The 15,085-nt window shown below is 71.1% G+C and carries 13 protein-coding genes; 6 read left to right on the top strand and 7 right to left on the bottom strand.

What is annotated here, in order from left to right; translation table 11 throughout:
* Positions 1 to 56 precede the first annotated feature (56 nt).
* From HNR67_RS21715 to HNR67_RS21690, 6 genes are all read right to left on the bottom strand, one after another.
* A complete protein-coding gene (locus tag HNR67_RS21715; RefSeq protein WP_185004076.1) occupies positions 57 to 833 on the bottom strand; it encodes an ABC transporter ATP-binding protein in 777 nt (258 codons plus the stop codon).
* Positions 830 to 1,807: a FecCD family ABC transporter permease gene (locus HNR67_RS21710; protein ID WP_185004075.1), complete on the bottom strand. Its 978-nt coding sequence runs from the start codon at positions 1,805 to 1,807 to the stop codon at positions 830 to 832. Before HNR67_RS21710 ends, HNR67_RS21715 begins: the two co-directional genes overlap by 4 nt.
* A 44-nt stretch (positions 1,808 to 1,851) precedes the next feature.
* Entirely contained in the window at positions 1,852 to 2,847 is a 996-nt protein-coding gene (locus HNR67_RS21705; RefSeq protein WP_312987786.1) for a FecCD family ABC transporter permease, read from the bottom strand.
* Entirely contained in the window at positions 2,844 to 3,839 is a 996-nt protein-coding gene (locus HNR67_RS21700) for an ABC transporter substrate-binding protein (protein WP_185004074.1), read from the bottom strand. The genes HNR67_RS21705 and HNR67_RS21700 overlap by 4 nt, the downstream gene beginning before the upstream one ends.
* Positions 3,839 to 4,729: a siderophore-interacting protein gene (locus HNR67_RS21695; RefSeq protein WP_185004073.1), complete on the bottom strand. Its 891-nt coding sequence runs from the start codon at positions 4,727 to 4,729 to the stop codon at positions 3,839 to 3,841. The genes HNR67_RS21700 and HNR67_RS21695 overlap by 1 nt, the downstream gene beginning before the upstream one ends.
* A 205-nt stretch (positions 4,730 to 4,934) precedes the next feature.
* The gene (locus HNR67_RS21690; protein ID WP_185004072.1) at positions 4,935 to 5,279 is read right to left on the bottom strand and encodes a hypothetical protein; all 345 of its coding nucleotides are present in this window, start codon (positions 5,277 to 5,279) and stop codon (positions 4,935 to 4,937) included.
* A gap of 206 nt (positions 5,280 to 5,485) precedes the next feature.
* Between HNR67_RS21690 and HNR67_RS21685 the strand changes: the two genes are divergently transcribed.
* The gene (locus HNR67_RS21685; protein WP_185004071.1) at positions 5,486 to 8,254 is read left to right on the top strand and encodes an AfsR/SARP family transcriptional regulator; all 2,769 of its coding nucleotides are present in this window, start codon (positions 5,486 to 5,488) and stop codon (positions 8,252 to 8,254) included.
* A gap of 44 nt (positions 8,255 to 8,298) precedes the next feature.
* Here HNR67_RS21685 and HNR67_RS21680 read toward each other — a convergent pair whose 3' ends face one another.
* Positions 8,299 to 8,697: a MerR family transcriptional regulator gene (locus HNR67_RS21680; RefSeq protein WP_312987782.1), complete on the bottom strand. Its 399-nt coding sequence runs from the start codon at positions 8,695 to 8,697 to the stop codon at positions 8,299 to 8,301.
* Between the two features lie 63 nt (positions 8,698 to 8,760).
* Here HNR67_RS21680 and HNR67_RS21675 point away from each other — a divergent pair, with 63 nt between their 5' ends.
* From HNR67_RS21675 to HNR67_RS21655, 5 genes are all read left to right on the top strand, one after another.
* The gene (locus HNR67_RS21675) at positions 8,761 to 10,137 is read left to right on the top strand and encodes an amidase (protein ID WP_185004070.1); all 1,377 of its coding nucleotides are present in this window, start codon (positions 8,761 to 8,763) and stop codon (positions 10,135 to 10,137) included.
* Complete coding sequence (locus HNR67_RS21670; RefSeq protein WP_185004069.1) at positions 10,134 to 10,307, top strand: hypothetical protein; 174 nt, start codon at positions 10,134 to 10,136, stop codon at positions 10,305 to 10,307. The genes HNR67_RS21675 and HNR67_RS21670 overlap by 4 nt, the downstream gene beginning before the upstream one ends.
* The gene (locus HNR67_RS21665; protein ID WP_185004068.1) at positions 10,304 to 11,707 is read left to right on the top strand and encodes a DHA2 family efflux MFS transporter permease subunit; all 1,404 of its coding nucleotides are present in this window, start codon (positions 10,304 to 10,306) and stop codon (positions 11,705 to 11,707) included. Before HNR67_RS21670 ends, HNR67_RS21665 begins: the two co-directional genes overlap by 4 nt.
* A 40-nt stretch (positions 11,708 to 11,747) precedes the next feature.
* The gene (locus tag HNR67_RS21660; protein ID WP_185004067.1) at positions 11,748 to 12,191 is read left to right on the top strand and encodes a DUF4383 domain-containing protein; all 444 of its coding nucleotides are present in this window, start codon (positions 11,748 to 11,750) and stop codon (positions 12,189 to 12,191) included.
* A 134-nt stretch (positions 12,192 to 12,325) separates the two neighbouring features.
* On the top strand, positions 12,326 to 15,079 hold the full coding sequence (locus tag HNR67_RS21655) for a discoidin domain-containing protein (protein WP_185004066.1): 2,754 nt from the start codon (positions 12,326 to 12,328) through the stop codon (positions 15,077 to 15,079).
* The last annotated feature ends 6 nt before the right edge of the window (positions 15,080 to 15,085 follow it).

The following is a 15,085-nucleotide window of genomic DNA, read 5'->3' as shown; positions in this document are numbered from 1 at the left end:
AGTCCGCGCCTGGGGGTTCGGCGGGGACCCCCACGGTGGGGGCCGCCGCCTGCCGCTCACAGCGTGGGCACCACCATCGGCGTGCCGGTCACCGGGTCCGGGACCACGATGCACGGCAGGTCGAAGACCTCCTTGACCAGGGCGCTGTCCACGATCTCGGCGGCGGGGCCCTCGGCGACCACCCGGCCGTCCTTCATCGCGACCAGGTGGTCGGCGTAGCGGCAGGCCTGGTTGATGTCGTGCAGCACCGCGACGATGGTCCGCCCTTCATCGCGCAGCCGGGCCAGCAGCCGGAGCAGCTGGTACTGGTGCGTGATGTCCAGGAACGAGGTCGGCTCGTCCAGTAGCAGCCAGGGGGTCTGCTGGGCGAGCACCATGGCCACCCAGGCACGCTGGCGCTGACCGCCGGACAGCTCGTGCACACCGCGTTCGGCCAGGTCGGCCACGCCGGCGGCGGCCATCGCCCCGGCCACCGCCTGATCGTCCGCGGTGGACCAGGTGGCGAGCAGGGACTGGTGCGGGAAGCGGCCGCGGCCGACCAGCTGGCGGACCTTGATGTTCTCCGGGGTCACCGGGTCCTGGGGCAGGAAGCCCAGGGAGCGGGCCAGCGCCTTGGGCGGGTAGCCGGTGACCGGGCGCTCGTCCAGGTGCACGCCGCCCTCGGCGGGGCGGAGCAGCCGGACGAAGGCACGCAGCAGGGTGGACTTGCCGCAGGCGTTGGGGCCGACGATGGCGGTGAACGCGCCGTCGGGGATGTCCAGGTCCAGCCGGGTGGAGACCACCCGCTCGCCGTAGCGGAGGGTCAGTTCCCGTGCGTTCAGGCGTGCGGTCACGCGCGCCTCACCTCCCTGGTGAGCAGCCAGATCAAGTAACAGCCGCCGATCGCGCTGCTGAGCACGCCGACCGGCAGCGCGACCGGGGCCAGCAGCAGCTGGGCGAGCAGGTCGGCGGTCAGCAGCAGGGCCCCGCCGGTCAGCGCGGCCGGCAGCAGCGGCACGCCCGGCGCCTTGGCCAGCCTGCGCCCGATCTGCGGGGCGGCCAGTGCGATGAACACGATCGGACCGGCCACCGCGGTCACCGTCGCGGTGCAGCCGACGCCGATGAGCACCATCAGCAGGTGCAGCCGGGACACGCCGACGCCGGTGGTGGCCGCGAGGTCGGCGCCCAGCGCGTGCTGCTGCACGGCGTGGGACTGGGTGAACAGCAGCACCAGCAGCACCCCGATGATCGCGAACGGCAGGGTCACCTGCGGCCAGCCGATGCCGTTGAGCGAACCGGCGTGCCAGCCGACCGCGGCGATGGCCACCTCCAGTTCGGCGCGCAGCACGATCCAGGAGTTCAGCGCGACCACCATCGCGTTCACCGCGATCCCGATCACCACCAGCCGCATCCCGGACAGGCCGCCGCGGCTGGCCAGCAGGTAGATCAGGGTGGCCACGGCCAGCCCGCCGACCACCGAACCGACCGCTCGTTCGGTGGCGGTGCCGGCCAGCACGGTGATCGCGAACAGCGCGCCGGTGTAGGCGCCGCTGTCCAGGCCGAGCACGTCCGGGCTGCCCATCGGGTTGCGGGTGAGGTTCTGGAAGATCGCGCCCGCCAGGCCGAGCGCGGCGCCGAAGACCAGTGCGGCCAGCACCCTGGGCAGCCGCCAGTCCCGGATCACCACGATGGAGTCACCGCTGCCCGCCAGGGCGGCGAAGACCTCCGCGGGGGTGGACCAGGAGGCGCCAAGGCACAGCCCGAGCAGGCCGAGGCCCAGCATCAGCCCGGTCAGCGCCAGCGTGACCACCAGGGTCCGGCGCTCCATGCGTACCGACCGACCGTTCGGTAGACAGACGCGCAGCTGCCCGCTCACAACGACTCCGTCCCGTATCGCCGGACCGCCCAGATCAGCACCGGGCCGCCCAGGAACGCGGTCACGATCGCCACCGGCACCTCGCCGGTGACCAGCAGCACCCTGGACAGCGTGTCCGCGATGAGCAGCAGCACCGGCCCGAGCACCATGGTGTGCGCGAGCAGCCAGGGCACCGAGCCGTCGGCCAGCCGCCGGGCCAGGTGCGGCACCATCAGGCCGACGAAGATGATCGGCCCGGCCACCGCGGTCGCCGCGCCGACCAGCACGGTGATCAGCACCAGCGAGATCAGCCGGACCCTGCCCACGTGCACGCCGAGTGCGTGCGCGACCGTCTCGCCGAGCGCGACCGCGTTGAGTGAGCGGCTCACCAGCAGCGTCCCGCCGAGGGCGAGCGCGATCACCACCAGCGGCAGGGTCAGCGGCGCCTGTTCCCGGCCGGCCAGTGAGCCGACCGACCAGAACCGGTACTGGTCAAGGACTTCCGGCACCATCAGCCGCAGTCCGAGTGAGACACCGGTGAGCACCGCGCTCAGCGCCACCCCGGTGAGCACCAGGCGCAGCGGGGACTGGCGGCCGACCGCGTAGACGAGCAGCGCGGCCAGCGCCGAGCCGAGCACGGCCAGACCGAGCTGTCCACCCTGGGTGGCGGCCAGGCCGAGCGCCGAGCCCGCGGTGATCGCGAACCCGGCGCCTGCGGTGACCCCGAGGATCCCGGGCTCGGCCAGCGGATTTCGGGACAGCGTCTGGATCACCGCGCCCGCGGTGGCCAGCGCGGCGCCGACCCCGACGGCCAGCACCGCGCGCGGCACCCGGATGTCCCAGACGATGAGGTGCTCGCTGGATCCGTTGTAGGACAACAGGGCGCGCACCACCTCGGCCGGGGCGACCGGGTTGGCGCCGACGCCGATGCTGACCACCGCGACCACGGCGAGCAGCACCAGCGCGCCCAGCAGCACGGTCAGCTGCCGGACCGGGAGTTGTCGAGCGCTCACTTGGTCAGCAGCGGGGTGAACGCGGTGTCGATCGCGTCCAGGGTCTGCAGGGCCGAGGTGTAGGTGGCGGCCTCGGTGAGCCGGAACGGGTAGACCTTGCCAGCCTTGACCGCGGGCAGGTTCTTCCACAGCCCCGAATCCAGCACGTACTGCACCGGCGCGGGCACCGAACCGTCCGGCTTGACCGAGTAGGTGATCGCGTCGGCCTCGGCGAAGGCGGTGGTCAGTTCCTCGATGGAGGATGCCTCGCTGACGTCCTTGGAGCCGCCGCCCTTCTTCTTGACCTGGCCGTAGTAGTTCGCGCCGATGTCCTGGGCGATGTTGGTGCCCCAGGAGCCGTTGAACTCGTGCTGGAACTGACCCTTGGCGACCTCGCCGTAGGCGCCGACGTGGCCGAGCTTGAGCTTGGGCAGCACGTCCTTGTACTTGGCGCCGAGTTCGGCCGCCCTGGCCTGGTACTTGCCCTGGGCGGCGTCGAATCCGGCCAGGGCGCCTGCCGCGTCGGCCTGGCGGCGGGACAGGTCACGCCAGGCGTTGGGCAGGGTCGGGCCGATGGCCACCACCGGCGCGACGGCCTTGAGCCGGGCCACGTCGATGTCGCCGAGCACCGGCGCGGGCACGCCGATCACGATGAGGTCGGGCTGGGCGTTGGCGATGGCCTCGTAGTTGGTCTCCTTGGCCTGTTCCCCGGCGACCTTCTTCAGACCGTCGTAGGTGGCCCGGTCCTTGGCCGACATCAGCGGCAGACCGCGGGCCCAGGAGGAGACGCCGACCAGCGGCGCGCCCGACTCGATCAGCACCGGCACCGCGTACCCGGTGGCGATGACCCGCTTGGGCTTGGCCGGGATGGTGATGTCCCCGTTGTCGGCCTTGACAACCCTGGTCTCGACCGCGGCGTCCTTGCCGGAGTCGCCCGCGCCGCAGCCGGTGGCCGCGAGGGCGAGGGAGAGCAGCAGCGCGCCTAACAAGTGAGTGGGTCGGCGGGTGGACATCAGCGGTCCTCATTTCCAGCGGCGGCGGTGTGATCGTGTTCGTGGTCGTGCTCTTCGTCGAAGTCGGCGACGCCGTACTTCCAGTAGCCGGTGATGTCGTGATCACCCTTGGCCAGCCCCAGTTCGCGGACCCAGCCGCGCAGTGGCTTGATCTGCCCGGCCTCACCGGCGACCCAGACGTGCACCCGCTCCCCCGCGGGCCAGCGCACCGCGCGCACCGCCTCGGCCAGCAGCCCACCGGTGCCGGCGGGCAGTTCGCCCCGGTGCAGCCAGTGCACCTCGAACCGTTCGGGCGCGGCCAGTTCGATCTGCTCGGTCACGTCGGCGACCTCGATGAACGCCCACCCCGCGGCGGTACGCGGCAGTTCCTCCAGCCACCTGGCGATGGCGGGCAGCGCGGTGAGGTCCCCGGCCAGCAGGTAGCGGTCGTAGCTGGGCGGCACGATCCGCCCGCCGGGCGGGCCCGCGACGTGCACCCGCTCCCCCGGCCGCACGGTCAGCGCCCAGTCCGAGCCGAGCCCGCCGGGGTGCAGCGCGATGTCCAGGTCGATCTCGCCGGTGACCGGGTCATGGCGGCGCACGGTGTACTCGCGGGAGACCGGCGCCGGCCGCGGCCAGCGCAGCATCAGCCCGTTGGGTTCGGGCAGCCGCAGCACACCCCCGGCGTCCGGGAAGATCAGCTTGACGTGCTCATCCGGCGCGTGCGCCTGGAAACCGAGCGCGCCGGGACCGCCGAGGGTCAACCGGAGCAGGCCGGAACCGATCATCCGGGAGCCGAGCACCTCGGTCTCCCTGATCCCGATCGGATAGGGCACTTTCTCGGCACTCGACCCGGCCCGGACCTCGGCGATCCGGTCCAGATGTCGATGCCGGTGGTCCTCGCGTCCCACTCGCACTCCTCGCGTCCCCAGGCGGCTACCAGCGCCGCGACGCTCGCAGCATAGGTTAGCCTCGCCTAAGGAGCGCAAGTTGGGGCGGCGGGTGGAGCCGGGCCGCGGCGAGGTCGAGGGCAACGACGCGAGCGGAGGATTCACCACCGGCTCGCGGTGGTGAATCCTCCGGGTTCAGCGGCTATGGCGGATTACCGCGGCGCGATCACGGGTAACACGGGTTGAGGAACCGGCCACCGGTGTACATGGCGGCGTGGAAGTTCTTCCACTGGTGCGCCAGCACGCAGGTCCGAACCCGCCCACCCTCGGCCCGGTCCATTTCCACCGTGTAGCCGATGTCCGCGCAGTTGTAGGCGGACCAGCCCACGATGAGCGGGTTCCAGCTCATGACGTAACGGTTCACCCCGCAAATCGGCGGAGCCATCGGCTTGGCCGCCGTGACCTGCACCTGGCCCCTGACCGGCTCAGCCGCGACCGCTCCTGGCATGAAACCGGTCAGCCCGCCAACGGTGAGCACCGCACCCACAGCCAAACTAGCAATGCGTCGCATGTTCTTTTCACCTTCCCCTGGAACAAGAACTGACCACAAAAATTCGAATTTGACAGAAGTTGAGGCCCCCCGGACTCATCCCCTGGCCATTTGTAGCCGGACGGGCTTTCGCGAACCTTGTACGGACCTTGCACGCGCTGATTAGCATCCGACCCGACGGACAGGCGAGGCCGGCACGGCTCGCCCCAGGGGGTGGGGGGGCACGAATGCCGGTGCGGTTTCGGCTGCTGGGCGAATTCCAGGTGCTCGACGGCGGCGCTCCGGTGGAGATCAGGCACCAGCGGCAGCGTTGCGTGCTCGCGGCGCTGCTCGTCGACCTGAACAAGGTCGTCCGGCTGGACACCTTGGCCGATCGGGTGTGGGGCGAGGACCTGCCAGGGCGGCCCCGCGACACGATCTACAGCTATGTGTCCCGGCTGCGCACGACGCTGGCAGGCGTTGACGAGGTCACCGTCACGCGACGCTCCGGTGGCTACCTGCTGACCGCGGACCCCGAGGCGGTGGACTTGCACCGGTTCCACGGCCTGCTGGCCGCCGCCGCACAGGACGAGCAGCGGCCCGCGGACCTGCTCACCCAGGCGCTCGCCCAGTGGACCGGAGTGGCCTTCGCGGGCCTCGACGGCGCCTGGGCCACGCACCTCCGGGAAACACTGGACCGGCAGCGGTTCACCGCCCGGCTGGACCTCGCGGACCTGCAACTCCACAGTGGACAGTGCGGCGGGCTGGGCATCGAACTGTCCGCGCTCACCGCGGCGCATCCGCTGGACGAACGACTCGCGGGTCAGCTCATGCTCGCCCTGTACCGCGACGGTCGTCAGGGTGACGCCCTGCGCGAGTACGAACGGATCCGGCGACTGCTCGCCACGGAACTCGGCGCCGATCTGGGCCCGGCGCTGCGGCGGCTGCACCAGCAGATCCTCACCAGCGACACCGCCATCGGCCCGCCGCCGGAGCACGATCGGGCCCGCGCTCATCCCGTGCCACGTCAACTGCCCGCGACACCACCACACTTCGTCGGCCGCGAGCAGGAACTCGCCCTCCTGAGCAGGGCGCGGCCCGACGGGAGTCCACAGTCGACAGTCGCGATCGGCGGTGCGGGTGGAATCGGCAAGACCTGCCTCGCACTGCACTGGGCGCACCGCAACGCCCACCGATTCCCGGACGGGCAGCTATATGTGGACCTGGGTGGCTTCGCCCCCTCGGCGGACCCGATGTCCGCGGCGGCGGCCATCCGGCGATTCCTGAACGCACTCGGGGTCGCACCGGCCGTGATCCCGGTCGAGCTGGACGCGATGGCGGCGTTGTACCGCAGCGTGATCGCGGACAAACGCCTGCTGATCGTGCTGGACAACGCCGCGGACACCACGCAGGTGGTCCCGCTGCTGCCCGGCCAGCCGACCTGTGCCGTGCTGATCACCAGCCGCCGCAGGCTGATCGGCCTGACCACCGCGCACGGCGCGATCCAGGTCGACCTGACCGTGCTGGCCGAGGAACAGGCACGCGGACTGCTCCGCCGCCGCCTCGGCGCCGAGCGCCTGCTGGCCGAACCCGAGGCGGTCACGAGCATCCTGCGGTACTGCTCGGGGCTGCCCCTGGCACTGGGCGTGGTGGCCGCCCGTGCCGCGGCGACACCCACCCTGCCGTTGTCCATGCTGGCCGAGGAACTCGCCAGCACGGCGGCGAGACTGGACGCCTTCGACACCGACGACCCCATCCGCAACCTGCGTGCGGTGTTCTCCTGGTCTTACCGGGCGCTGCCCACCGAGGCCGGACAGGTGTTCGCCAGACTCGGCCTCGCCCCCGGCGCCGACTTCGGCCTGACCGCCATCAGCTGCCTCACGGCGTTGCCCATCGAGCGGCTGCGCGTGCTGATGCGCGCGCTGGAAGGCGGTTTCCTCCTCGACCAGCCGCTGCCGGATCGCTACCGCATGCACGATCTGCTCCGGCTGTACGCGACGGAACTCGCCGAGGGGATCGGCGAAGCCGGGCGACACGCGGCGCTGCGCAGGCTCGTCGACATGTACCTGGTCGTGCTGGGGCGGACCCGCAGCCTGGTGATGTCCAGTCCTCGGCTGCACGAGGTCGTGGACATCGCCGCCGGTGATCCGCACTGGCCGGAGTTCGCGGGCAGCACCGAGGCCCTTGACTGGCTGGAGGCCGAGCGCGGCAACCTCATCGCCCTGGTGACCAGACTCGCCGAACTTGGCTGGCACGACGACATCTGGCGACTCGCCTGGCTGCTGCACGGCTTCTTCCGGGCTCGCCAGTACAAGTCGGACTGGATCGAGGTGGGCCGGCTCGGGGCGACGGCGGCGGACCGGATCGGCGACCGCGTGGCGAGGTTCCACGCCACCAACTGCCTCGGCAGCGCCTACCAGGCCGCGGGGAGGTGGGCTGAGGCGATCGCCCGGTACCAGGAAGTGCTCGCCGCCAGTCAGGCCGCCGACGATCCGGAACGAACGTCGATCATGCTCAACAACATCGGCATCACCCTGGTCAACAGCGGTGACGCCGGGGCAGCTGTCGGCTACCTCGAACAGGCGCTCGCCCTCGCCTGCCAGACGGGGTCGATCAAGGACGAGGCGCTCTGTTCGCTCAACCTGGGCGACGCCTACAACGTGGTCGGCAGATACCCGGAAGGACTGCGGCACAACCAGACCGCGCGGATGTTGTTCCGCTCACTCGGGGAGAACCTGCACGGTGCGATCGCCGCGGTGAACATCGCGCAGTCCTACTTCGGCCTCGCCGAGCTGGCCAAGGCCGCCGACAGCGCCGAGCGGGCGGGTACCGAGTTCCGCGCGCTCGGCGCCCAGTACGACCTGGCCAAGAGCCTGCTCATGCTCGGCCGCGTCCGAAACTCCCTCGGTCAGACCGGCCTGGCGACCCAGGCCTGGACAGCCGCGCTGGACACGTTCCGGAAGCTGAACGACCCGAGGGCGCGCGAGGTCGAACAGCTGCTGCGCGAATCCGCATAGCCACGATCCGGATCGCCCGCGCCGCCGGGTGGAGCCGCACCGGCCTACGCCGACGGGATCTCCTGCTCCGCCCGGAAGGTCGCACACCGCTCCGGCACATCCTGCCGACAGGTCAACAGGTGCCGCAGGTACGCGCCGGTGCGCTCCAGCTGCTTGATCTCCTTGTCCACCAACGAGATCCGCGCACTGACCGTGTCCAGCCAGTCATGGGTGGCGGTGCGCCCGGCCAGCAGCACGCCGATCTCCTCCAGGCTGAACCGGCCGATGTCGCGCCAGTGCCGGATGGCCGCGATCCGGTAGAGCTGGTCGGTGTCGTAGTAGCGGCGGCCGCCGCGGCGGTGCGGGGTGATCAGGCCGCGGCGTTCCCAGTAGTGCAGCGTGGAGACCGGCAGGTCGAAGTGGTCGGCGGTGGTCCGGATCGAGCAGAGCTTGTCCACCAGCACAGTTGACCTCAACCCGGGTTGAGCTTGCAAGGTAAGCCTCACCTAAACCGGGAGGGGTTGCCGATGATCGGCCAGCCGGGTTCACTGCTCGCCGCGGCCGCCGCGCTGCGGGCCGGGGAGATCACCAGCGTGGCGTTGACCGAGTCCGTGCTGGCCGCGGCCGACCGACTGGACGGTTGGCTCGGTGTGTACCTGACCAGGCTTGATGACCAGGCGCTGGCCGCGGCGGCGCGGGCGGACCGGGAACTCGCCGCGGGGCTGGACCGGGGACCGCTGCACGGGATCCCGGTCGGGGTGAAGGACTCGATCGCGCTGGCCGGGGCGCCCACCACCGCGCAGAGTCTGGTGGCCGATCCGGGGTTCCACGGCGGGCGGGACGCGGCGGTGGTGGCCCGGCTGCGGGCCGCGGGCGCGGTGCTGACCGGCAAGACCACGCTGATGGAGTTCGGCATCGGCCTGCCGGATGCCGCCAAGCCGTTCCCGGTGCCGCGGCATCCGCTCGATCCCTCGCGCTGGCCGGGTGGGTCGAGTTCGGGGTCGGCCAGTGGGGTGGCGGCCGGGATGTTCCTGGCCGGGATCGGGTCGGACACCGCGGGCAGCATCCGGATGCCTGCCGCGTTCTGCGGGGTCACCGGGCTGATGCCGACCTTCGGCCGGGTGCCGACCGCGGGCTGCGTGCCGTTGGGGCCCAGCCTGGACCGGGTTGGGCCGCTGGCGCACGGGGCGCTGGACTGCGCCGCGGTGCTCGCCGCGCTGACCTCGTTCACCATGCCGCGACTCGACGATGACCTGACCGGGCTGCGGATCGGTGTGGTGCGCGAGCAGCACTTCCCGGCGCACGGCGATCCGGCGGTGGCACCGGCCTTCGACGCGGCCCTGGATGTGCTGGCCGGACTGGGTGCGGAGCTGACCGAGGTGCGGCTGCCGCTCTGGCCGGAGCTGATCACCGCGACGCTGGTCACGGCCGACTGCGAGGGCCTGGCCTATCACCGCGACCGCCTCCGCACGCGGTGGCCGGACTACACCGTGGCCGCCCGCGGGCTGCTGGCCAACGGCGCGCTGGTCTCCGGCGCGGATTACGTGCAGGCGCAACGGGTTCGCCGGGCCGGGCGGGCGGCGGTGGCCGCCTTGTTCGACGTGGTGGACGTGCTGGCCTGCCCGACCGCCTCGACCGGCGCGCCACCGCTGTCCGCGCTGACCACCCCGGCCGGGCACCAGGACAACGACGGGCTGTTCGGCCTGGTGCACACGCCGTACTGGAACAGCGTGCGTAACCCGGTACTGGCCCTGCCCATGGGCCGCACCGCCGAGGGCCTGCCGCTGTCCCTGCAACTGGCCGGACCGGACTTCGGCGAGCAGCTGCTCATCCAGATCGGCGCGGCCTTCCAGGAGCACACCGGCTGGCACCGACCACTGTCCACTGTGGAGGTAGCGGCATGAGTGACGACCCGGGCACCGTGGTGCGTGCCCTGCTGACCGCGGCCGGATTGCCCGCCCAGGGCGCCGAACTGGACGGGCTGATCGCGACCTATCCCGGTCGCCGGGCCGCGGTGGACGCCCTTTATGCGGTAACGATTCCCGAGGACGACAGCGAGGACACCGTCCAATGAGGACATCCAGCCTGGTGCTGTTGCTCGCCTGCGCCTGCTCCTTCATCGTGATCATGGACGCCACCATCCTGTCCGTGGCACTGCCCGAGATCCGCACCGCACTGGGCTTCACCCCGGAATCACTGCCCTGGGTGGTCAACGCCTACACCCTGGCCTTCGCCGGATTCCTGTTGCTGGGCGGGCGCTGCGCGGACGCGTTCGGGCCGCGCCGGATCCTGTTGCTGGGCCTCGGTTTGTTCACCCTGGCCCGCACGATCGGCGGCCTGGCCACCGGACCGGGGTTGCTGCTGGCCGCCAGGGCCGCGCAGGGACTCGGCGGCGCACTGCTGATGCCGGTCACGCTGTCCCTGCTCACCACCACGTTCACCGAACCCGCCGCCCGAGCCAGGGCACTGGCCACCTGGAGCGCGGTCGGCGCCACCGGCGCGGCCAGCGGACCCGTACTCGGCGGGCTGCTCACCGATTGGCTGAGCTGGCGCTGGGTGTTCTTCGTGACCGTGCCGATCGGGGTGGCCGCGATGGCACTGGCGATGCGGGTGTTGCCGCCGCGGAATCCCGCCGCCGCGCGGGTGCGGCTGGACGTGGTCGGCGCGGTGCTCGCCACCACCGGGCTGGTGGGCGTGGTGTACGCGGTGATGAACATCGCCACGGCCGGACTCGGCAGTCCATCGGTGTTCGTCCCGCTGGCCGGTGGAATCCTTGTGCTGGCGGTGTTCCTGGTGCACCAGGCCCGCTGGGCGGCCGATCCGCTGGTGCCGCTCGGCGTGTTCCGGCTGGGGGCGGTGGCCGCGGCGAACGCGGTGATGTTCCTGCTGGGCCTGGGTTTCTTCGCCAGTCCGATCCTGCTTTCCCTGTACCTGCAATATGTTTCCGGCTACTCCCCGATGGCCGCCGGGCTCGGCTACCTGCCGGTCGGAGTGGCGATGTGCGTGGGCGCACGGGCCGCGGGCGCGCTCACCGTGCGCTGCGGCGCCCGCCGGGCCACCGTGCTCTGCTGCCTGGTGGGTGCGGCCGGATTCGCCGGTACGGCGGTCCTCCTGGGGGTGGATCGGCCGTACCTGCTCGCCGTCGCGCTGCCCGGCCTGGTGCTGGGGCTGGGCAGCGCGGCGGCGTTCACCCCGATCACGGTGGCGGCCACCGGCGGCCTGCCCCCGGAGCAGAACGGGCTGGCCGCGGGCGTCCTGAACACGGTCCGGCAGACCAGTGGCGCGATCGGCCTGGCGGTGCTGAGCACCCTGGCCGCCGCGATCACCGCCGATCAGGGCGGTGCGGGCAGCCGCGCCGCGCTGGCCACCGGGTACTCGGCGGCCTTCCTGCTCTCGGCCGGATTCCTGCTCGCCGCCGCACTGCTGGCCGCCCTCGCCCTCCCCCGCGCGTTTACCGGCCGCGCCCACGGGTAGTCCGGACCTACCACCTGCCACGCGATCACCAGGAGCCCCGATGTCCGCCGCCACAACGGTTCCACGCACCGCGGTCCAGACCGCCGCGCTGGCGGCCGGTGGATTGTTCCTGCTTGTCGGCATTGCCGGATTCATCCCCGGCCTGACCACGAACACCGAGGCACTCGCCTTCGCCGGCCACCACTCCGGCGCACTGTTGCTGGGTGTCTTCGCCGTCTCGGTGCTGCACAACCTGGTGCATCTGGCCTTCGGCCTGGCCGCACTGGTCCTGGCCCGCAGCACCCGCGGCGCGGCGCTGTACCTGATCGGCGGCGGGCTGCTCTACCTGATGCTGTGGTTCTACGGACTGGTGGTCAGCGACAGCAGCCCGGCGAACTTCCTGCCGCTCAACGAGGCCGACGACTGGCTGCACCTGCTGCTCGCGCTGGGACTGGGTGCGCTGGGGTTCGGGTTCGGCGGCCGGGCAGTGCGCGAACTGGGCTAATCACCGAACTGAACTGAAAAGCTGCTCCCCCGTACCCCTCGGTAGCGTCTTTCCTCGAGGTTGCGCGAAAATGTACCGTCGGCGGCACTTTGAAGCATGTTCGCGCACACTTCATCCCCGCCAGGGAGTACGGCATGCGAGTGTCCCGACCCGTGCGGCGCCTGATCGGCGTCGTCTCCCTCCTCGCGTTACTGGCCATCGGGCAGCCCGCCCAGGCCCAGCCGGCCGAGCGCACGCTCGGCAGCATCACCGGGATCAGTCAGCAGGGCGCCACCGTCACGGTGAGCGCGGGCGCCGACCGGGTCCGGGTGGCTTTCCTGCAGCCGGATGTGTTCCGGCTCTGGCTCGGCCCCGGCGGCACCTTCAGCGATCCCGCCGGACGCGCCATCCTGACCACCACCGACTTCGGCCCGGTGACCACCAAGGTCAGCGAGACCAGCGAGTACTACAAGATCGAGACCGACGCGGTGGTGCTGCGCGCGTACAAGAAACCGCTGCGTTTCGCGCTGTACCGCAAGGACAACACGACCCTGATCTGGCAGGAGTCGGCCGGGCTGACCTGGTCCTCCGGCGCGGCCCGGCAGCGGCTGAACCGGGGCCAGGACGAGCAGTTCTACGGCACCGGGCTGCGGCTGGGCGCGTGGGCCTTGCGGGACAAGACCGTGCCGGTGCGGGTGGACAACAAGTGGAACGAGAACAACAACGCCAGTCCGGCCCCGTTCTACCTGTCCACCAACGGTTACGGCGTGGTGCGCAACACCTGGACGCCGGGCACCTACTCCTTCACCGCCCCGGTGCAGACCACGCACGAGGAGGGCCGGTTCGACGCGGTGTACTTCGCCGGGGCCGGGCTCAAGGACGTGCTCAACCGGTACACCGATGTGACCGGGAAGCCTTTCCTGGCCCCGATCTACGGCCTGGAGATGGGACACGCGGACTGCTGGAACGCGAGCAACCCGGAGTACCAGGGTGATCACAACCGGGTCGACCACCAGAAGACCCCGGACGTGCTCAAGTACGCCGAACAGGCCAGGGCGGCGGACATGCCGGCCGGCTGGTTCCTGCCCAACGACGGTTACGGCTGCGGCTACACCAGCCTGCCGGACACGGTGAAGTCCCTGCACGACAAGGGTTTCTACACCGGGCTGTGGACCTCCACCGGACTGAAGAACGTCAAGGAGGAGGTGACCGCCGGGTCCCGGATGATCAAGACCGATGTGGCCTGGATCGGTGGCGGGTACCAGAAGGCGTTCGAGGGCGTGCAGCAGGCGGTGTCCGGCATCGAGGACAACAGCGACGCGCGCCGGTTCGTCTGGACGGTGGACGGCTGGGCAGGCACCCAGCGCAACGCGGTGGTCTGGACCGGGGACACCGAGGGCGACTGGGACAACATGCGCTGGCACGTCCCGGCGATCACCGGCGCGGGTCTGTCCGCGCTGAACTACGCCGCGGGCGATGTGGACGGCATCTTCGCGGGCAGCCCGGACACCTACGCGCGGGACCTGCAGTGGAAGGCGTTCACCCCGGTGCTGATGAGCATGTCCGGCTGGGGCGCGAAGAACCCGAGCGCCGCCTACCAGGACAAGCAGCCGTGGCGGTTCGACGCGGCGCACCAGGAGATCAACCGGAAGTACCTCAAGCTGAAGATGCGGCTGACGCCGTACTTCTACTCGATGTCGCGGGTGGCACACGAGACCGGCGTGCCGACCACCAGGGCGATGGTGCTGGAGTACCCGAACGATCCGATCGCCAGGGGCAACCAGACCAGTCAGCAGTTCCTGGCCGGGGACGCCTTCCTGGTCGCGCCGGTGACCTCGGCGAGCAGCACCAGGGACGGCATCTACCTGCCCGCGGGCACCTGGACCGACTACTGGACCGGCACGGTGTACCAGGGACCCGGCACCTTCGACGGGTACCAGGCTCCGTTGGACCGGTTGCCGCTGTTCGTCAAGGGCGGCGCGATCGTGCCGATGTGGCCGCAGGCCAACCACCACCGGGAGAAGCCGAAAACCCCGATCACCCTTGACGTGTACCCCAACGGGAACTCCGCGTTCGAGCTGTACGAGGACGACGGCGTGACCCGGAGGTTCCAGCGCGGCGAGTACGCCAAGCAGCCGGTCCGGGTGTCCGCGCCGACCAGCGGCCGCGGCGATGTCACGGTGCGGGTGGGCGCTTCGGTGGGCGAGTACGCGGGCAAGCCGGGCAGCCGGGGGTACGAGCTGGCGGTGCACGTGGCGAGCGCGCCGGGTCAGGTCACCTTGGGCGGCAACACCTTGACCGGGTTCGCGAAGCGCGCGGACTACGACGCGGCCACCACCGGCTGGTTCTTCGGGGACGGCGTGCTGCACGTGCGCACCGGCACCCAGTCCACCGGAGCCGCGTTCACCGTCACCGCCACCGGCGTGAACCTGCCGGTGCCGCAGGCGATCCCGACCCGGCCGGACGAGCCGATCGCCAAGACCGGCTGGACGGTCAAGCAGGTGGACAGCCAGGAGACCACCGGCGAGAACGGGGCCGCGGCCAACGCCATCGACGGCGACCCCGGCACCAAGTGGCACACGTCGTGGTCGGGCACGGGTTCCGCGCTGCCGCACGAGATCCAGCTCGACATGGGTGCGTCGCACGCGGTCACCGGACTGTCGTATCTGCCGCGGCAGGACAGCGGGGTCAACGGCGGTATCAAGGGTTACGAGGTCTACGTCAGCGCCGACGGCGCGGACTGGGGACCGGCGGTGGCGGCCGGGACCTTCGCCGCGGACAAGGGCGAGAAGGTGGTCGGCTTCCCGGCGAAAACCGGGCGCTACCTGAAGTTGCGGGCACTCAGTGAGATCAACGGCGGAACCTGGACCAGTGCGGCCGAGATCGGCGCCTGGCGACTCAAGCGCTGAGGAATA

Source organism: Crossiella cryophila (assembly GCF_014204915.1).
Lineage (GTDB): Bacteria > Actinomycetota > Actinomycetes > Mycobacteriales > Pseudonocardiaceae > Crossiella > Crossiella cryophila.
Note: the sequence above shows the minus strand (reverse complement) of the source record. Positions and strands in the feature narration are given on the sequence as shown.